We start from the raw sequence: 18,762 nt of genomic DNA on the forward strand, positions 1-18,762 counted from the left end.
GACCGTTTACGCGCCGAATTTACTGAAGCGGCAATTTAACCCACCGACGTATAATACTCATTGGGTAGGTGACATTACCTATATAAAATCACATCAAGGGTGGAGCTATTTAGCGTGTGTACTTGATTTAGGGACTAAAGAAATTGTTGGATATGCATTATCAAGCCAACCAAATTCAGAATTAGCGATTGCAGCCTTAAATAACGCAATACAACGTCAAAGACCGAATACAGGGGAGCTCATGTTTCATTCTGATCAAGGGTGCCAGTATTCAGCCAACTTATTCAGAGAAAAGCTAAAGAGTTTAGGCATTAAACAAAGTATGAGTCGCAGAGGAAATTGCTGGGATAATGCGGTGATGGAACGATTTTTTAGAAGTTTAAAAACTGAAAAATTAAACCCGTTAACCTTTACTGATCACAACTCGGTTGTTAATGTGGTTGAACAATATATCCGGTTCTACAATTACAAACGAAGGCATTCGGCATTAGATTATCAGACGCCTCATCAAAAATATAATGAGTTAAAAAAAGCGGCTTAAAATCTCTCCAGAAATACTTGACCACTACAAAGGGCTATCAGTCCGTTTGGTTTCGCAATAATGAAGAATAATAAAATCACGGATATCTTCATATTCTTTATCAACTAAACGATTAAATTCATTGGTGGTGGCAGGGTAAATTTTTTGCCGCGGTAAGTTTTTTACAAAATTAAGCATGGTTTTCATGATTAAATAAATACTGGTCGATTCAAGAGGTTCTAAAAAGCCAGCGGATAAACCGACGGCTAAACAGTTTTTGTACCATGTCTTTTCTCGTTGACCCGTCGTAAAGGTAATCGTTTTGGGGTCTGTTATCCAATTTTGAACGTTATTTTCGAGTACATTAATTGCTTCTTGAACGTTGCAAAAGTCACTTGAAAACACATACCCGTTACCGGTTCTGTTTTGCAAGGGTATTTGCCAACGCCAACCGTGTTCATGTGCGGTTGATTCGGTATAAGGTTTTAGAATTTCTTGTTTATTTGATTGCACAGCGATGGCTTTATCAACCGGTAAAAAGTGCTGCCAGTTGCGATAGCCAACTCTTAATGCTTTTTGAATTAATAATGCTTTCTGTCCCGAGCAGTCAATAAAAAAATCACCTGCTATTTGTTGCGCATTATCTAAAACAACATGCGATATTTCACCTTGATTATTCAGTTGTGTCGTTTTTACATGGGCTTGTATATGTATCACGTTATGCTGTTTGCAATATTGCTGAAGGTACTCTGCAACCAACCCCGCGTCAAAATGTAAGGCATAAGTAGATGATGATAAATTAGTTGGGTATTTGGGGTCGGCAACAAAAAATTTATTTTGTTTAGCCAACGCTATTGCAGGTGAAAAATCGGTGAAGTTTAAATTTCCGTTGTTTTTATTATATTTTAACCAATGCTGATAAAAAGGTTTGCCATCGATTTTGTTGCCTATATAGCCAAAAGGGTGCCAGTAATGATGATTTTTTTGTTGCCAGTCGATAAATTTGATCCCAAGTTTGAACGTTGCATTCGTTTTTAAAATGAAATCATGCAATGGAATGTTTAAAAATTCGACCAAATCAACAATTGAAGGAATGGTGGCTTCGCCGACACCGATTGTGGGTATATGGGGTGATTCAACCACTGTCATTTTTGCCGTCGTATTTTGCAATGTTCGGGCTAAAATGGCAGCTGAGATCCAACCTGCAGTACCGCCACCGACAATAACATATGAATTTATGGGGTCTGTTGATTGCATAAAGTGCCTTTATTTTTCTGTATGTGGTTGTTGATATTGATTCGTTACGTTAATGACAAACAAAGTTCTCGTTTGTTTTGGCAATCCTAATTCACTACATGCTCAGCTTCACCGCGTAGTTATATAAGTAGTTATATAAGTAGTTATATAAGTAGTTATATAAGGTAGTTTAGTATACTAGATCTGTTTTTTATAAAGATAGGACTAATTTTGAAAAGAGGGGGGTAATATCGATATTTGGGAATAATAGGGTTTAGGTTTAGAATAATGCGCTATTCTGCGTAAAGGTAACGTATACCTCAACGATTTTTATATGACGCTACCGCGTAAGCATCCAGATTTATTTATTAGAGGTTATCTATGCCAGAACCAAAATTTTCGCGAGATAAGCAAATTACACTTGCCATAACGGGGGCTTCAGGTGCGCCTTATGCATTACGTTTATTGCAATGTTTAATTAAAGCTGACTATCAAGTTCATGTTTTAATGTCGAGTGCGGCTAAAGTCGTGTTTGCAACTGAAACGGATGAAAAAATGCCGAGTCAGCCCAAATCGTTAACTGAATATTTAACTAAAAAATATGATGCAACTGAAAACCAAATTGCCTGTTATGGCAAAGATGAATGGTTTTCGCCGGTGGCTTCTGGTTCAGCTGCACCCAAAAAAATGATTGTTTGCCCTTGTAGTACCGGTACATTGTCCGCTATCGCGACCGGGGCGAGTGATAATTTAATTGAGCGGGCTGCAGATGTAGTGATAAAAGAAAGAGGTCAATTAATTACTGTGGTTAGAGAAACCCCATTATCAACTATCCATTTAGAAAATATGCTTTCACTTTCTAAATTAGGTGTAACGGTATTGCCCGCCGCGCCGGGGTTTTATCATTCGCCAAAAAGTATTGAAGACTTAGTTGATTTTATCGTGGCGCGTATATTAGATCATGTTGATATTTCGCATGATTTAATTGGACGTTGGGGCTATACAATTTAATTGCATTATTATTTATTCATTGTTGGCATTTTGTTTGCTTTAAAGTGTTATTAACTTATTTTTTATTGGGTTTGTCAAAATGATGACTTTTTCAGGTAAACGTTGGCTGCCATCGGCAGTATGTTCTATTAGCATCGTGTTCATCTCAAGCTGTAGTTCTATTGATAGTCAAATTTGGCCATATGAAGAATCGTCACAAAATACAATGACTTCGAGCCCTCGGACTAAAACAATGCCGAAGTTTAAGACTGTGCAAGCGGCTCGGGTTGAAGCAAACACACCGGTACAGCCGATAGAAAATGTTAAATCTGAAGCTAATCTTGCAATGCAAAATAACGTTTACGCCAACGAAAACAGGCTTTCTAATACAAACCAGCAAGATTTTTTAGCCCAAACAGCAGAAGATAATTTTAATAAACAACAAGCTGAAAAAATCCCCGCTCATGAATTATTAGCCCGAGAAGTCCGTTTTTTAATTATGGATTTAGTTAATCACAGTGCAGCGCCCGTTATTATGAATAAGCCGATTTGGATAGAAGAATTTACTGACTTAAATGGCCAAACCCGCAGTAAATTAAGCGCGCAGGCGATGCTTAAAGAATTATTGATTCATGAAGGGCGCCAGTACGGTTTGAAAGTTTTAGAGCAACCACAAGAAGGCGCTGAATATATTATATTACGGGGATCATTTAATCGAATAAGCAGTGGGTTGCTCGTTAATGCACGTATTATTGGTGCCAATGGTTTAGCTGTTTTAAATACTGCTCAACGTCATTTGCCGATGGCCTTATTTAATGGTGCACAAAATACGGGTTTCAAAGATGGGGTGAGCATTGTCGAACCTAATTAAGATTAAAGCCAACTAAAGATGAAATTATTATCCGAATTTAACAACGTTTAATTTATCTTTCTTCATACTCAATATTAAAGCTGACGTTGATATTTGTATTGTTAGGTAAGGTTTGATTGATATTTAGCAGGCCTCCCACATAGATATCGATAATACCATCACTGCCCGTTATCAGCTCCTCTGCGACTCCCGCTATCCCACTTATTTGTGTACCGTAATTATTTTGCAGCATAAATTTTTGTTCAAAATTAATGGCATAATTATCATCGACAGCACTGTTTAAGCGTATTCTAAAACGCACATTGGCAGCATCGACTAACTGATAATGGCCTCTATTGCTTGATGCCAAACAAATGTCGTTACCTATAATGATATTGCCATTAGTTGGGTCCATTTCGCAATTACCCATTCGTGGAACAATAGAGCCAAAATTCAACGCTTGATTTTGCGATACGACGGCACACAAACCATGAGCGCTTGATATACATAAGGTGATCGCAAACAGTAAATTCGATCTTGTGTTAGGTTTGTGTATTGGCTTCATTCTGTTGCCCGCTTTTGATTAAAGCTTCGCTTTTTATTTTGTTTTTGTTCTCGATGTAAGCTCAACAGCTGCTGTTCACTTAAACGCACGATAAAGGCGGTGGGGTTTTGTTTTTTTGCTATTTTTAAGTCGATATAGCGTTGTGTATAAATACGGCAATAATCTGATGCTTGAATTAAAAAAGCCGTTTTATGTTTCGTACGTATGGCTTTTAACCGCTTTTGGCATAAGGTTGTATCGGTATAAGCAGCGACTTGAATGGCAAACGGTTTATTTTGTCTTTTTTCTTGGTGCGTTATTTTGATTAACGACTTGTTTGGTGTTTCCGGTTCTTGTGTTGGCTTAACATTTTTTTGGTCTATGTTTGCCTTCTCTTTACTCTCTACATTTTCTGTTTTCTTGTTATCGATTTTAGTGCTGTATTTTGTCGTTGTGTTGCGTTGTTGATTTTTGGTTGAGGTTATCACTTTAATCACAAACGGCTCAAGTTCGATTAACTCTTCTGCTTCGGTTATGTTTAGGTTTATTTCATTTGGCACAACGTGTAAGTTTTTATCTTGCAGATAATCGGCTGCAATGCGTATTTTATATGAGCCAGGCCAAATTCGTTCAAATAAATACGTATTATCAAATTCGCTTAACGCGGTGAAGATGACTTGCTCATCTTGTATTATTTCTAAAGGAATAAATTGAGGTTGAAAATGGTTTTCAGGTAAATCGAAATTAATTTCACCGATAATTTCGACCGCGTAATTAAAGGGTAAATCTAAAGCAATAATACCACCAGGGTGACTGTAAATTTTAAAATCTTCATAAATCGGTCTAAGGTGATTTGAGCTTGTTTCAAAAGTATCAAAATATAAACCATTAGGGGAGTAGGGCGAAAAACCAGTTAAGTAACTTGCCCCATTGGCTGCTGATTTTATTGTTTGCCATTGTTTTTGTGGGGCATATTTTACGCCCGCTAATGGTTCATCGTATTGGTCGTAAAATGCATTTTGATTGTGATCAACAAAGTTAAATAAATCTAAAGTACCTGTGGCCGGTGTATAGGCTTGGCTGATGTTTAGTTTATTTTGATGGTGATCCCAATCTAAATTAAAGCTAATGCCCAGCGCTATATTCCAATGGCTATTATTATCAAATGTGGTTGAAAACGTTAAGTTGTATTGCGCTTGTCGCCATGTAAAAAAATTAGAGACATTCGTTGTACTGTTGCTTGCTATATATTGCAGTCGAGTTTGATTATTTAAGCCGATTTTTGATTGCCAGTTTAAGCTTAAATTGGCCGACTTGAAGCTATCGTTTTCTTGGTTTTTTAAATCAAATACACCAGATGCACGCACACTCATACTTTGGCCAACTCGACCTGAAAGCGCTAGCTCGTCTTCTAATGTCGATACCTCTGCATTTTTTTGATACGTTAGTGTATTGGTTAAACTTAATTTGCTAAAACGATAACTTAATCGGTTATTAATACGTGATTGCTTTTGTGTTGAATAAGGTAAATCATCACTTATCGTTGATAATGTATTTAAATCTACATGTTCAACAACTTGAGTAGCCGTTTGGTTTGCGCTCAATTGATAGCCCAGTTTTCGCCATTTACCGGTTAAGCTCGCTCTCACCCTTTTTTGGTTAATAGGCGCACTTTGGTTGCGTTGTAAACCGGCATAATCGTGATCGACACTTGCGCCTATTTGATAGCGAATACCCGTATTACTTAAGCTACCGAGTAAATCAACATCGGCTGCATAACCTGATTGTCCTTGGCTTTTAATATTCAGGTCGAGTAATGCGTTACGTAATTGTTGAGTTACGGAAACGATATATTCGGCGTCAGCCGGCCCTGTTTTTGTCGATACTGCTGCTGAGTCTTGTGCAACCGATTGTTGCTTAAATAGAGATAGCCCTAGTGTGGTAGAATGGCTGATCCCCCATTCTGTTTGGATGTAGCCCGCTAATTGACTTTCACTCTCATCACTAAAAATACTGGTATCGTTAAAAACACTGTGTGCGGTATCGATAATCGCGCCGGTATAATTAAAGTCACCGGGCTTAAGTTGATTATTCCCAATCATGACTTCGCGTACTATCGTTTGTTCTTCACCGTATTCACCATATAAAACGATCTCAAATCGGTTAATGCCATAAGTCGTATCAATGTCGGTAAACTGTATTTTACCTTCACTATTGACCGTGCCCGTTTGAATAAGGTAGCCATTGTTATATAGCTCTGCTTGCCAATTTGCGGGGGCAAATTCATCTAAGGTTAATTTGCCATAATAGTTTGAATAGCGATTTTCTAAGCTCGTAAACGAAACACCAACGCCATTGTAACCCACTCCCGCTCGGGTATTCGTTACCGCAACATCACCCAATTGATAGCGATTTAAACCACCTATTAACGGTTTGCTCGGGCTCGATTTATGACGTGTTAATGTTAAACGTGCTTGTAGATCAGAGTCGCGTTTACGGGCGAGATTCAAGTTGGCCGAATGGTATAAAAAATCGCTATAAGTTTGTACATTTAAACCATAATCGAGTTGCTTATCTTGATTTTGATTAATATCTAAACGCACAGCACCTTTGGGTGAGGTCAGTAAACGATATTGATCTTCAATAATAAATTCTGGTTTGGCCGACGTATTTAAATTTAAATCGGTAATGTGTTTTTTACTGCGAGCAATACGCTTTTGTAGTGGAAAACGCTCTGTGATCGGGCTAATTATTATGCTAAGTTGACTAAAATTAAATTCCGTTGTACTGCTGAATAATGTGTTTATATTGTTTAATGACAGCCAAAGTTCTTTAGGTGTCTGTGAACCTTCTTCAAGTAAATTTTCTTCAAATAAGCTCTCTTCAAATAAGTAATCATGCTGCTGCTCGTTTAAATTAATCGTTATTGCTTGCTGATTGATTTGCCCGATAATTTGATTTTGTTTGGCGGTGTATTGCAGATTAAATTCTAAAGCTTGACTGAGGGCGTTAAAAGGTAAAAAAACGAGGTCGTCAATTAAATAAACATCATTACTTTCAAACAACATAATGTCATCATTAGTTACGATATCAAAGAGCTCAAATTCAGCTTGATGTGCCTCATAACGTTTTGCTTGTGCCGCATTAACAAAAAACAGAAAAAAGCATAGAAGCCAAAAAAGCGGCGAAACAACAACCATTAAACATTTTACTGCTTTAGCACAATACCGATCTGTGCCTATATACCCATGAAAACGACGAACTAAGGTTGTAGCCATTTTGCAACAGCATCACCAAACTTTTCATCTTCAGTGAATTGTATTTTGATTTTACCCGTGGGTTGTTTTTTTAAAGCGATACGAATCGGTAATGATTGCGTTTGTTGGTAAACGGATAAACCTTTAACAAAGCCTAATTGTGTACCGTCTTGATCAAAAATATCAACACGACCATATAACGAGCGTTGACCTTGGCGATTTATTAGCAGCTCAACAGCGGTTTTATTATGTTGCTGCTTGATATCAATATGGCTTAAAAAAGCCTGACTGCTGAGTTGTCCTTTACGAACAATAACCGGAATATTAAAGACAAAATTAGGGGATAAATTCATGCCTTTTTGCCCCGCTTGTGTCACTTGCTTACAGCTTAAACTTAAATAAGAAACCCATTCACCGTTAGGTTGTTTTTTTAAATTACGCGCGATAACTTTAATTCGCTGCGCTTGATTGGGAGCAATTGATACCCGTTTTGGTGACGCGCGTAAAAATGACTTTGCACTGGTCACGGGGGTTGCCGATACCTGTTTTACGGGCGTGAGTTTGCCTTGGTTATCAACATTAAAGTCAATAAACCGAGTTTTACATTCTGCGGTTGCAGAACCTTGATTATAAAATTGATAATCATGTTTTGATTTTTTTGCCGTCAATAAAATGCGATGCTCTGTTAAATGCATTTTAGGCGATGCGAATGTGCTTGTTGTGGTGACTAACAAGCCGCATCCAATCGTTAACATAAATCTCAATAACATAATTTAGTAAGTCGCCGTAATATTAAACTGTTCAGTGTAAGAGGTGTTCGCCGTTAATGCGGTTGAACCTATGGTTACGGTGCCGCCAATTACAATATTTAAATTGCCGCTAGTCGAATCTAAAGTCACGGCGGTTGAACTATCTTGCGCTATCGTTAACGCATTTGAATAGGTATCGGTGTCATCAACGGCAGAAATAGTGGGAGAAAAATTAAAGTCGGTTGCCGTAACAGAATCAATGGTTAAATTAATATTTTGACCCGGTTCTCCATTGATTACATAAATACCTGAAAAGTTATTACTGGTTGATGTCGATACGGTTAAACACCCTGCACCCGATGTACCATCGGTTATTTCAGCATCGGTTACCGCACCCGTGTTGGTTGTTGTGGTAAAGGTAGGCGTTATTGTACAAGTTGTACTGGCGGTGCCAAATACGTTTTGCCCAAAAGATAAAGCACTGACTTGTGTAATATTTAAATCTTGTAAAGTAACAAAACCGACATCAAAAGAAACTTCAGCAGCATGCACCAAGCTACTTTGTGTTAGCGCAGCGGTCACAAGAGCTGCTTTTATTAAATTGCGTGTTTTCATCGAAAACTCCGTAATAGATTAGATTTATGTAACCCAAATTATTTAGGTCGATAGTTTGGTTATTAAGCTAAGCTTATACCCAAGCTACTTGGGGATAAATGATGACTTCTACTTACTTGCTGTATTAATAACGTCAACCATTTGGCAAATGGTTATAAGCGTGATCAAGAGCAAATTATGTACCAAGTCAATTTTTAACCAAGCCATTTATGCTTAGTGTTAAAATAAAGTCTTGTTTCAATTCATTATTTTAGCTCAGAGGAACGATTAATACATAATTTGCAATCACACGTCCCTTGTTAAATTCTTTTATCGACACTGCAAATTCAAGCTGTTGATTGCGTAATTTAACCTGACCAATGAACGAGAGTCGGCTAATGTTTGCCGCTTTTTTTGATGTTAATTGCATAGGTAGGCCAGCCGATTGCAAGTTGAAAGGCAGCAATCGATCAAGCTGTTCACTTATTTCTAATTCGATAGGCGATTTAGCCAGCGTTACCAAAGGTTGATAATGCAGAAGAGGTGAACGATTAAAATGCCTGTTCGCTGAATGTTGTTTGCCAAGCTCATAAGCTAATCGCTCGGCAATGGTTGGTAGCTGTTTTTTTATTCTTAATCGTATTTGTTCTTGGCTGATTAAGTCGTTTGAATAAGGCTCGTTTATTTTATTAACTGATGCTTGATTTGGCTGGTGTTTCAGAGGAGCGCTGGCGTTGTTTTTATTAGGCGTACGCGTAGCTTTGCCATAACCTAAGTGAGCAAATTGTTGTCCGACATGTTGATGATAATCCATCGATGAGCAAGCCAATAAACAAGAGCCTGCTATAATAAATAATAGCCAATGCTTCATTGTTTTAAGTGTACTCGTATTGGAAAATCAGGTAGCGCAACGTTGAATAATCTATCGTCTTATACTCTATAAATAAGTTTAGTCGTCGTGACTGTTAGTGCTAAAAAGTAGTAATTAACGACAACGGCTGACACGCAAAATATGCAGGTTATTTTAAATGTGTTTTTGAGTGAGCTCGTCAATTAATGGCTTTTATAGCGTTTTGAATTAAACAATAAAGCAATTCCTGATCCATTTATTGTAATTTGTACTAAAAATAAGCAAACGCATTTTTTATTTTTTATAAAAATAGGTGTATTAAATGAGCTCTGAATTTTTTGTATATTAAACGGAATTTTTTCTGAACAAGGCGTTTTTACCTTTATCATAAGGTTATTCTTTATGCCGATTAAAGTGGCACATAAAATAATTGCGGGTTTTGCTCTCATCACTCTTTTACTTATTTTTAGTAGTGTGATGAGTTTGTCTAGTTTATCGGGTGTAGCGAATGTTACTCATCAAGTGAGTGCGCAAGCATTACCTTTGCAAGCGGCGAGCAATACCTTGCAAGTTAACTTTTTACAAATTAGCAAATCGAGCCAACAAGCGTTGCTATTAACTAACGTTGATAAGGTAAACGCGGTGGCTCAGCAAACGAGTTTACAACAAAAGCAGTTTCAACAAACCTTGAGGTCTTTACAGGCTTTAAGTCAAAGTCATACGCAGTTTTCAACCTTTGCGCAAAATATCGAGCGCTTATCACAACAATATTTTGATTTTCTGGCGCTGATCTTTCAAGCGCATCAGGCTAATTTAGCGTATACCCCGGCGTTAACCGAAGAAATGGACGTTATTCTTGAATTTTCGCGTGATACCTTGATTATTTTAGATGATATTTTAGACACGAGTGAGCATAACATTGCATTGGAACTATCGGGACAATCAAAAACTTTTTTAATAGCGATGGTCGAGCATTTTAAAGATGCAAATGTCGCCCAATCAAGCCAAGCTTTTAATACTTTAAAGCAAGCGATTGATATTAAAATGGCTGATATGAACAAGCTTGTCACCCCTTTAATTGATTTAGACGCGGGGGCCGAAACAAATGGACTGAGTGAAGAGTATCAAGTTTTTTATGAAGAATTAATCAGGACGATTTTATTACCGAGTGGTTTTTTAGCGGTTAAACAAAAACAGTTACAAGAGATAGAAAGTGCTCGAAATAGCGTTACCTAATCAGAAAGCACATTAACAGACGTATTAAATGAATTAAGTACGCTTAATCAAGCGACTGAGCTTTTAGTGCAAAACAAACAAGCTGATGTTGCCGAGAAAGTGGAGGGGGCATATTGGTTTAATATAACGGTGATGGTGTTATCTTCATTGGCTTCAATTATTGTTGCTATCGTGGTGGTTCGCAGTATTTCGCGACCGTTATTAAAAGTGAATATCATCTTAGCGGATGTGGCTAAAGGTAATTTAACTAAAGTATTAGATGATAGCAAACGAGATGAATTTGGTCGTTTAGCCTACAACTGCAATACGTTAGTTGCCAGTTTACGCAGTTTGATTCAAGAGATTTTATCCGGTTCAATTAAGTTAGCCGCCGCCTCTGAAGCGACTTCTGGCATTACCGAAAAAACAAATACCGCTATTCACAATCAACAATTGCAAGTTGAGCTAATTGCCGCGGCTACACATCAAATGAATAATACGGCAAACCAAGTTGTGAGTGCGGCAAAACATTCTGCTAACGAAATTGAAAATGCCGCTTTGCAAGTCGAGAATATCAAAAACCTATCTGAAAAAAATGCGGAAATGATTCTTGATTTAGAAACTGAAATTGGCAAGGCCTCTGATGTGATCCATCATTTGGATAAAGATTCGACGGCAATAGCCGGCATATTAGATGTTATTAAAAGTATTGCCGAGCAAACGAACTTGTTAGCGCTTAATGCCGCTATTGAAGCTGCAAGAGCGGGTGAACAAGGGCGTGGTTTTGCTGTAGTGGCAGACGAGGTCAGAACATTAGCTTCGCGTACGCAGCAATCAACACAAGAAATTCAGAAGATGATTGAACGTTTACAACTTGGTGCCAGCCAAGCTGTCAGTGTGATGAAATCAAGCATGCAAAAAGCAACGGTTGTGGCCACTGAAAGCCGTAAAGCGGACGATATGTTACAGGCTATTAATACGGCGGTAGAAAATGCGAATGCCAAAAGTCACGAAATAGCCTATGCCGCGCGAGAGCAATTTGAAGTGAGTGCGGATATTAGCCAAAAATTAGAAGCTATTGTTGAGCTGTCGGAGCAAACGAGTGACGGGGCAGAGCAAACGGCAAAATCGAGTCAACAGGTTGCCGCGTTATCTGAAAGCTTAAATAATGCGGTTGGCACATTTAAGCTATAGCAAGCCAGTTAAAAGCGAAAGCCTGTACACGTGGTGATTCGATTTTAATATATATAAACCGACCTTGAAAAACACCCTAGCTGTGTTTGCCGTGTGCTTGTAAAAATCATTTATTTAAATCGACTGTGGCGCTTAATATTTTGTTGTCTAGTGTGGCATAATAAGAGTTCTTACTTCTTTATTAAAAACTCCTCAAATGACTGTTAAAGCATTAGCGATATCAGAGCTGACCAAAACCTACAAAGGTGGCGTACAAGCTTTAAAAGGAATTTCCTTAAATGTTGAACCTGGCGATTTTTTTGCCTTATTAGGACCTAACGGCGCCGGAAAATCGACCACCATTGGCATTATTAGTTCGTTAGTTAATAAAACGGCAGGCAACGTTGAAGTTTTTGGTTATAACCTTGAAAGCCAAATCAACGAAGCTAAAGCGCAAATCGGACTCGTACCTCAAGAATTTAACTTCAATCAATTTGAAACGGTCATGCAAATAGTCGTTAATCAGGCTGGGTATTACGGTGTAAATCGAAAAGAAGCGTTAGTTCGAGCCGAAAAATATTTAAGCCAACTTGGTTTATGGGAAAAACGCAATGAACGAGGTCGAGCTCTTTCGGGGGGGATGAAGCGTCGTTTAATGATTGCGCGTGCGTTAATGCATGAGCCAAAATTATTAATTTTAGATGAACCTACCGCGGGGGTTGATATCGAAATTCGCCGCACAATGTGGGATTTTTTGCAAAAAATTAATAAGCAAGGGGTGACTATTATTTTAACCACCCATTATTTAGAAGAAGCTGAAAACTTATGTCGTAATATTGCCATTATTAATGGCGGTGAAATTATTGAAAATACGACCATGAAGGCGTTACTGAGCCAATTAAACACCGAAACCTTTATTCTTGATGTAGACAAAGAGGTGAGTGAGTTATCGCTAGATGGCTATCAAAGCAAATGGGTAGATGCACGTACACTTGAGATTGAAGTTTTAAAAACGGCGGGTTTAAATGCGGCTTTTACGCAATTAACAGCTCAAGGTATTAACGTATTGAGTATGCGTAATAGAGCAAATCGATTAGAAGAGTTATTTGTATCGATTGTTGAAAAAGGAGATGCTCATGTTTAAGCAATATCAAATCGCCCTAAATTCATTAGTGGTTAAAGAATGCACTCGATTTTTACGCATCTGGGTGCAAACGTTAGTGCCACCCGCGATCACCATGACATTATATTTTGTTATTTTTGGCCAATTGATTGGGTCGCGCGTGGGCGAGCTAGAAGGTTTTGCTTATGTTGATTTTATTATGCCCGGCTTAATTATGCTGGCGGTGATCAATAATGCTTACTCGAATGTCGCATCGTCTTTTTTTAGTGCTAAGTTTCAGCGCAATGTTGAAGAGTTACTTGTTGCGCCTGTACCCACTTTTGTTTTAGTGATGGGGTTTGTTTCGGGCGGTATGTTACGCGCGTTGCTCGTTGGCGGTATTGTGAGTTTAGTGGCTTTAACGTTTGTTGATATTCAAATTCATAATATTTTTATTATTGTTATTACGGCCGTGCTCACCGCGATGTTATTTGCGTTAGGGGGCTTAATTAATGCTATTTTTGCTAAAACGTTTGATGATATTAGTATTATACCGACCTTTGTTTTAGCGCCTTTAACGTATCTGGGCGGTGTGTTCTATTCATTAAGTATGCTGCCAGAAGTAGGGCAAACAGTGAGCCAATTTAATCCCATTTTGTATATGGTTAATGCTTTTCGTTATGGCTTTATTGGCTATACCGATGTGTCTTTGACGATCGCCTTAAGTGTGTTGGTTGGTAGTGTTATTGTTTTATTTACGACTGCGATGATGCTTATTAATCGTGGTGTGGGTATACGTAGTTAGTAGGAAAATATGCAAGGTAATTCAAGAAGTATCATTAGTAACCAAACCGATATTCATCAAAACTTGGCGGCTATTGTGGCGCGTCATTTAGCGCATGAATCTCAAAAGCCGATCGCTGATCACACCCGAAAAGCATTTGATGAGGTTAATGATCAAGTGCAACAGGTTGCCCGACCTATTGTGCTTGATGCCTGTTGTGGTGTTGGCGATAGTGCGCGTTTTTGGGCTGATTATTATCCTGAGCACTGGGTTGTTGGGGTCGATAAATCAGCTGATCGTATTAGTCGAGAAAGGCAGCAAACGCCAAACGAAAATTTGATTTTAACCCGTGCTGATTTAAATGATTTTTATCGTTTAGCGGTAGAAGCCAATTGGCAGCCAGAAAAACATTATATTTTGTTTCCTAATCCGTGGCCTAAATCGGCTCATATTCAACGTCGTTGGCACGGTTCTGCTGCTTTTTCGAGTATTTTAAAGTTAGGTGGTCGCTTAGAGTTAAGATCAAATTGGTCTTTATATCTACAAGAATTTGCGGCGGCTTTAGATATAACAAATAATACGGCTGAAGTATCACGTTACGAGCCTGTTGAATTTATCACGCCGTTTGAACGTAAATACCATCAAAGTGGCCAATCACTATTTAAATTAACGAGTGAACTAAAGTCGTTTGATTAAGCGACTTTCAAGCCGATGCTCATGGTTTATGTTTTTATTGATTAGCGTTTTAATATTTGTCGACCTTGAGCTTGCTCATCTTCAGCGGGTATTTCAATAACGGGTGGTAAATCGGGCTCAGTTTTACAATATTCAACTTTGCCCACATCACACTTTTTATCACAGCGTGCTTTGCCCAATACGTTGATCATGATGTCATCTTTAACCGAAGTCGCACAAAAAACCTCACCAGACTTATCTTTTAAACAGCGACCTTTACCGCAAAATACTTTTCCGACGCTATTAACAGCGGCTCCACCTTTCGTAAACATTGAGCAATGCACATGGCCAGAACTGTCAATTTTGCACCGACCTTCGCCACATTGCTTTACGCCAAATGCATCTGTTTTACAGGCGGCAAGCAGGGCAGGGCTAAAGAGCATTGAACCGCAGGTAAACGTAATTAACAGTATTGCTTTCATGTTTTGAAACATATCAACTCGGTATTGTTCAATTAAAAGGCCCTGTCATTTTTAGCGAGCCGCCAAATAAATCGTGGGTTAAGTCTTTATTTTACATACAACAATAGCATTTAAAAAGCCTCATTGTTAAACATTCGATTGTTAAAGCGAGGTAATTTGATTGCGCTTTTTTCCTTGCTTAAAGGCTTCTATGTTTAACGCGATCTCGTTAACTAAGGTTTGCCGGGCTTCTTGGCTTGCCCAGGCGGTATGCGGCGTTATCATTAAATTAGGTTGCGGTATTAATAATGGATTATCAAGTGTAGGGGGTTCTTGGCTTAAACCATCAAGCAAGGCCGCTTGTATTTGCTTATTTTTTAATGCCAGTGATAACGCGTTTTCATTTATTAAACCACCCCTTGCTGTGTTTATTAAAATAGCCTGTGGTTTTAATTTTTCAATAAAGCGGGCATCAACCATGTTAGCGGTTTCAGGTGTTAACGGGCAATGTAAGCTCACGATATCGGCTTGCGCAATAGCCTGATCAAATGCAACTCTATTAGCTCGGCACGGCGATTTGTTTTGACGTTCAGCAATGATAACGTGCATGCCAAATGCGAGTGCTAACTTTTCAATGGCTTGCGCTATATTACCGTAGCCGATTAAGGTTAGTGTTTTGTTTTTTAATTCAACAATAGGATAGTCTAAACAACAAAATAAATGGCTATTAAGCCATTGACCATTTTGGCTGGCTAATTGGTATTGCTGTAATTGAATGTTCCAATTTAATAACACCGCAAAAAAATGTTGTGCGACTGAATCGGTTGAATAACCTGATACATTACAAACGGTTATCCCGTATTTAGCTGCAGCAGCGATATCAATGTTGTTATAACCGGTGGCCGCGACACAAATGAGTTTTAAACGAGGCGCGGCGCTTAATGACTGCGCATCAAGCTTTACTTTATTGCTGATAATAATGTCGGCTGTTTTTAGTATTTCACCTAAATTTTCATTGGCTTCGGTTGTTTTGTAACAGGTGAGTGAACCTTTTTGTTGAATTAAGGTCAAATCAGAATTAGGCACTGATTCTGCGTCTAAAAATACGATATTCATGATAAATTTTGTTTCCGGACGTTATCGGTATAGACTCAAGATATCGCAAAAACAGGTACGCGTACATTATTGAGGTAAAGGTTATTCAAACATTTCTAATTATCGGCGCAGGTTGGCTTGGTTTACCTTTAGCTTTGGCGTTAAAAGCCCAAGGCCATCGAGTAAAAGTAACAACTACGCAATCACAAAAACAAGCGCAATATCACAGCCAAGGTTTACTTAGCTCGGTATTAAAACTTGACGATGATACGGATGTGTCTGATGTACAAAAAATAATGGATGTTGACTGTGTTATTGGCGCGTTTCCGCCGGGTTTTCGTAAACCCAATAGCGGGCTTTATGCTCGAAAATGGCAATTAATTATTGATGCGGCCGAAAATGCGGGTGTTAAACAGGTATTAATGTTTAGCTCTACTGCCGTTTATCCTGAAACCGCGGGGCTAATGCATGAAGCATCAGCAGCCTCTCATAATGAAAAATCCACGTTATTATTAGCCGCTGAAGCGGCGGTTCAAGGGTTTTCAAAGCGTTCTGCTATTATACGACTCGGTGGCCTTTTTGGACCCCAACGTCATCCTGCACGTTTTATACAGCACATTAAAACGATTAGTGAAAAAGCACCTGCAAACATGATCCATTTAGATGATGTTATTGCGGCGACTTTGTTTGTATTGACGTTAGATAAATCGCAAGACGACAATTTAGTTGTTAACTTTACTTATCCTTATTTAATGTATAAAACCGAATTTTATCGTCTTGCACTTGAGCACTATACCGAAAGCGATTTTGATTTCCCGCCAATCAATCATATTGAAGGTAAGCAAGTTAGTGCTGATCGTTTATTAGCGCTCGGTTATCAATTTAAGTTTAACAGCTTTGCTCAGGCCTTAAGCGAGTCATAATTTAATCGATATATCATCTTTTCAATATATAAGTCACTTAGCATTATAGCCAAGTGACTAGCAACAAATATGTATTGCTAGGCTAATGCTAATAGCGTTACATTTCATCATGGTTATGCCGCGGTTAGACTCATTTTTTTGTCGCTTACAATTAGGGCACATTATGTTGCCGGTGGTGGAGAGACTATCTCAGAAGGCGTTGATAACACATAAAACTAAATAAAATTATTGGCTTATCATTATTATCAACAAAATTATTAATGCCTGTCCCGCATGAGGTTTGTACCGGCGAGTGCGCAATTCGTTTCTTATAGATTCTAGATAAGACGACTTAGACATGGATTTTAACCTGAACTGATTGTATATACAGTTATGGGTGGTATCTAGAAAAATACAATCAAATGGCGCGGTATGTAAACTTAATATTGGCTCGATTAAGTAACGCTCTATTTATAAGTTATTGTTTTTAACCGCGAATAAAAAAATAAAAAATTTACATAACGAACCAAATTTGGCCTGTTATGTAAATGGCTTGTATTTTAATACGTTATTTGGTGATTGAAGCTCAGGTTATTAGATGCTAAGTTACTGACATTAATGAATTAAACTTTAGTATTACTGATATAAATCAATTAAATTGTTAACAAGGTAATTGAGAATTATTGGTATTAAACTGTTATAAGCAAAGGAAAGTATGAGTTCATCAATTCAAAATGCATGCATGTCGGTAGCACGTACAAATATGTGGGCAAACAAACCATCAGATACTTCTCCGATAATAAATTACCAAGAGCAACTCGTTAAAATTAGCCTAAACGCTTTGGAAGAGTTCAAAGAGTTAGGCGCTAAAGAGCAAGATATCTCTGATGCTATTCATTATATTGAACAAGTTCACGCATTACCTCCTATCGGAAATAATATAGATTGGTTCAAAGAAAGGCTATTTACTTTATTAGAGATTGCATTCACGGATAGTGGAATATCTGATGAAGCAGCAAGGTTTGCAAATAAAATCATTTCGGGCCTAAATGAACAGATGGCGTAATTTGCTTATAACAAATTGCTCAAGCAGGACTCGTAACAGTTGGCTCGGTTCCGCTTCGCTTCACATTTTAGCCAACAATTACTCGCCTCTTAGCAAGGCGTTGAGGCTGTAGAATTACTCAAAATGATAATTTTTATGGCTTTTTGTATGCGCAGAGAGTCGCTTTAAATGTGTTTTTAGCTCAATATTGCCCTAGATTTCACATAGAAGCGCAATTTAGAGCTTAATTTTAATGATTTTTATGAGCTGTTTTTTCTAAAAGAGAAATTCTACAGGCTCGTTAGGTGCTCATGCGTATTTCGTGAATAGTTCTATTTCTGCTATTCATTCTGGGATGCTCTAATTCAGAGGTAAAGAAAATTTATGGTACTTGTATGAGCATGGAGAAGCCCTTAAAAGCAGATGAACTTTACAATACATTTAATAATGGTGAATTATTGGAAAGTAATGAAAATGGAAACGAAATCCACTTTTTTTCACCACACCCTGATTACAATTTAATATACAGTTCATTTATAGTTGCAGAAGTTGATAGAAAAGGAATGGTTTTACATTTAAAGTGCTCGGAAGAACAGTACGCTTTTTGAAGTAGAGCACCTAACAAGCCATTACAGTAACGGGACTGCTAACAGCTTGCTCGGTTCCGCTTCGCTTCACAATTTTAGCAAGCTATTTTCAGCCCCTGAATGGGGCGTTAGC

18 protein-coding genes are annotated in these 18,762 nt (G+C 38.1%); 10 read left to right on the top strand and 8 right to left on the bottom strand.

All coding sequences use genetic code 11. From position 1 onward, the window contains the following. On the top strand, nt 1–541 hold a 541-nt coding region (locus tag DPX34_RS20840; protein ID WP_111979537.1), incomplete at its 5' end, for an IS3 family transposase. Between the two features lie 24 nt (nt 542–565). On the opposite strand, the gene DPX34_RS20845 is transcribed toward DPX34_RS20840, so the two are convergent. Further along, entirely contained in the window at nt 566–1,777 is a 1,212-nt protein-coding gene (locus DPX34_RS20845; protein WP_111980355.1) for a tryptophan halogenase family protein, read from the bottom strand. A 360-nt stretch (nt 1,778–2,137) separates the two neighbouring features. On the opposite strand from DPX34_RS20845, the gene DPX34_RS20850 reads away from it, so the two are divergent. Both DPX34_RS20850 and DPX34_RS20855 read left to right on the top strand, forming a co-directional pair. Further along, on the top strand, nt 2,138–2,767 hold the full coding sequence (locus DPX34_RS20850) for a flavin prenyltransferase UbiX (protein ID WP_111980356.1): 630 nt from the start codon (nt 2,138–2,140) through the stop codon (nt 2,765–2,767). Between the two features lie 79 nt (nt 2,768–2,846). After that, complete coding sequence (locus DPX34_RS20855) at nt 2,847–3,617, top strand: hypothetical protein (protein ID WP_111980357.1); 771 nt, start codon at nt 2,847–2,849, stop codon at nt 3,615–3,617. A 52-nt stretch (nt 3,618–3,669) separates the two neighbouring features. Here DPX34_RS20855 and DPX34_RS20860 read toward each other — a convergent pair whose 3' ends face one another. The 5 genes from DPX34_RS20860 to DPX34_RS20880 form a co-directional block, all read right to left on the bottom strand. After that, nucleotides 3,670–4,161 (bottom strand): DUF4402 domain-containing protein, encoded by a 492-nt coding sequence (locus DPX34_RS20860; protein WP_111980358.1) that lies wholly within the window; start codon nt 4,159–4,161, stop codon nt 3,670–3,672. Continuing rightward, nucleotides 4,158–7,418, bottom strand: a complete 3,261-nt coding sequence (locus tag DPX34_RS20865; protein WP_111980359.1) for a hypothetical protein — start codon at nt 7,416–7,418, stop codon at nt 4,158–4,160. Before DPX34_RS20865 ends, DPX34_RS20860 begins: the two co-directional genes overlap by 4 nt. Next, entirely contained in the window at nt 7,403–8,152 is a 750-nt protein-coding gene (locus tag DPX34_RS20870) for a hypothetical protein (protein WP_111980360.1), read from the bottom strand. The genes DPX34_RS20865 and DPX34_RS20870 overlap by 16 nt, the downstream gene beginning before the upstream one ends. A gap of 18 nt (nt 8,153–8,170) precedes the next feature. Next, nucleotides 8,171–8,761, bottom strand: a complete 591-nt coding sequence (locus tag DPX34_RS20875) for a hypothetical protein (protein ID WP_111980361.1) — start codon at nt 8,759–8,761, stop codon at nt 8,171–8,173. A gap of 250 nt (nt 8,762–9,011) precedes the next feature. Further along, nucleotides 9,012–9,611, bottom strand: coding sequence for a hypothetical protein (locus tag DPX34_RS20880; RefSeq protein ID WP_111980362.1), 600 nt, complete (start codon nt 9,609–9,611; stop codon nt 9,012–9,014). Nucleotides 9,612–9,992: 381 nt separating this feature from the next. On the opposite strand from DPX34_RS20880, the gene DPX34_RS20885 reads away from it, so the two are divergent. The 5 genes from DPX34_RS20885 (at nt 9,993) to trmB (ending at nt 14,560) form a co-directional block, all read left to right on the top strand. Next, entirely contained in the window at nt 9,993–10,826 is an 834-nt protein-coding gene (locus DPX34_RS20885; protein ID WP_111980363.1) for a hypothetical protein, read from the top strand. A 66-nt stretch (nt 10,827–10,892) separates the two neighbouring features. Continuing rightward, complete coding sequence (locus tag DPX34_RS20890; RefSeq protein WP_111980364.1) at nt 10,893–11,999, top strand: methyl-accepting chemotaxis protein; 1,107 nt, start codon at nt 10,893–10,895, stop codon at nt 11,997–11,999. 196 nt (nt 12,000–12,195) lie between these two features. Further along, the gene (locus DPX34_RS20895) at nt 12,196–13,122 is read left to right on the top strand and encodes an ABC transporter ATP-binding protein (RefSeq protein ID WP_111980365.1); all 927 of its coding nucleotides are present in this window, start codon (nt 12,196–12,198) and stop codon (nt 13,120–13,122) included. After that, nucleotides 13,115–13,885, top strand: a complete 771-nt coding sequence (locus DPX34_RS20900) for an ABC transporter permease (protein ID WP_111980366.1) — start codon at nt 13,115–13,117, stop codon at nt 13,883–13,885. Before DPX34_RS20895 ends, DPX34_RS20900 begins: the two co-directional genes overlap by 8 nt. A 9-nt stretch (nt 13,886–13,894) precedes the next feature. Continuing rightward, entirely contained in the window at nt 13,895–14,560 is a 666-nt protein-coding gene (gene trmB / locus DPX34_RS20905; protein ID WP_111980367.1) for a tRNA (guanine(46)-N(7))-methyltransferase TrmB, read from the top strand. 41 nt (nt 14,561–14,601) lie between these two features. On the opposite strand, the gene DPX34_RS20910 is transcribed toward trmB, so the two are convergent. Continuing rightward, nucleotides 14,602–15,021, bottom strand: coding sequence for a hypothetical protein (locus DPX34_RS20910; RefSeq protein WP_157964811.1), 420 nt, complete (start codon nt 15,019–15,021; stop codon nt 14,602–14,604). A gap of 141 nt (nt 15,022–15,162) precedes the next feature. Then, nucleotides 15,163–16,116, bottom strand: a complete 954-nt coding sequence (locus tag DPX34_RS20915) for a D-2-hydroxyacid dehydrogenase (RefSeq protein ID WP_111980369.1) — start codon at nt 16,114–16,116, stop codon at nt 15,163–15,165. Between the two features lie 8 nt (nt 16,117–16,124). On the opposite strand from DPX34_RS20915, the gene DPX34_RS20920 reads away from it, so the two are divergent. Together DPX34_RS20920 and DPX34_RS20925 are read left to right on the top strand one after the other, a co-directional pair. Then, nucleotides 16,125–17,018 (top strand): NAD-dependent epimerase/dehydratase family protein, encoded by an 894-nt coding sequence (locus DPX34_RS20920; RefSeq protein ID WP_269815545.1) that lies wholly within the window; start codon nt 16,125–16,127, stop codon nt 17,016–17,018. 694 nt (nt 17,019–17,712) lie between these two features. Beyond that, the gene (locus DPX34_RS20925) at nt 17,713–18,063 is read left to right on the top strand and encodes a hypothetical protein (RefSeq protein WP_157964813.1); all 351 of its coding nucleotides are present in this window, start codon (nt 17,713–17,715) and stop codon (nt 18,061–18,063) included. Nucleotides 18,064–18,762 lie beyond the last annotated feature (699 nt).

It is taken from the genome of Algibacillus agarilyticus (assembly GCF_003286125.1).
GTDB classification, from domain to species: Bacteria; Pseudomonadota; Gammaproteobacteria; order Enterobacterales; family Alteromonadaceae; genus Algibacillus; species Algibacillus agarilyticus.

What these genes read in the sequence shown, in the direction of transcription:
- DPX34_RS20845 (WP_111980355.1), bottom strand. Translation starts at nt 1,777, where the DNA reads ATGCAATCAACAGACCCCATAAATTCATATGTTATTGTCGGTGGCGGT.
- DPX34_RS20850 (WP_111980356.1), top strand. Translation starts at nt 2,138, where the DNA reads ATGCCAGAACCAAAATTTTCGCGAGATAAGCAAATTACACTTGCCATA.
- DPX34_RS20855 (WP_111980357.1), top strand. Translation starts at nt 2,847, where the DNA reads ATGATGACTTTTTCAGGTAAACGTTGGCTGCCATCGGCAGTATGTTCT.
- DPX34_RS20860 (WP_111980358.1), bottom strand. Translation starts at nt 4,161, where the DNA reads ATGAAGCCAATACACAAACCTAACACAAGATCGAATTTACTGTTTGCG.
- DPX34_RS20865 (WP_111980359.1), bottom strand. Translation starts at nt 7,418, where the DNA reads ATGGCTACAACCTTAGTTCGTCGTTTTCATGGGTATATAGGCACAGAT.
- DPX34_RS20870 (WP_111980360.1), bottom strand. Translation starts at nt 8,152, where the DNA reads ATGTTAACGATTGGATGCGGCTTGTTAGTCACCACAACAAGCACATTC.
- DPX34_RS20875 (WP_111980361.1), bottom strand. Translation starts at nt 8,761, where the DNA reads ATGAAAACACGCAATTTAATAAAAGCAGCTCTTGTGACCGCTGCGCTA.
- DPX34_RS20880 (WP_111980362.1), bottom strand. Translation starts at nt 9,611, where the DNA reads ATGAAGCATTGGCTATTATTTATTATAGCAGGCTCTTGTTTATTGGCT.
- DPX34_RS20885 (WP_111980363.1), top strand. Translation starts at nt 9,993, where the DNA reads ATGCCGATTAAAGTGGCACATAAAATAATTGCGGGTTTTGCTCTCATC.
- DPX34_RS20895 (WP_111980365.1), top strand. Translation starts at nt 12,196, where the DNA reads ATGACTGTTAAAGCATTAGCGATATCAGAGCTGACCAAAACCTACAAA.
- DPX34_RS20900 (WP_111980366.1), top strand. Translation starts at nt 13,115, where the DNA reads ATGTTTAAGCAATATCAAATCGCCCTAAATTCATTAGTGGTTAAAGAA.
- trmB (WP_111980367.1), top strand. Translation starts at nt 13,895, where the DNA reads ATGCAAGGTAATTCAAGAAGTATCATTAGTAACCAAACCGATATTCAT.
- DPX34_RS20910 (WP_157964811.1), bottom strand. Translation starts at nt 15,021, where the DNA reads ATGAAAGCAATACTGTTAATTACGTTTACCTGCGGTTCAATGCTCTTT.
- DPX34_RS20915 (WP_111980369.1), bottom strand. Translation starts at nt 16,116, where the DNA reads ATGAATATCGTATTTTTAGACGCAGAATCAGTGCCTAATTCTGATTTG.
- DPX34_RS20925 (WP_157964813.1), top strand. Translation starts at nt 17,713, where the DNA reads ATGAGTTCATCAATTCAAAATGCATGCATGTCGGTAGCACGTACAAAT.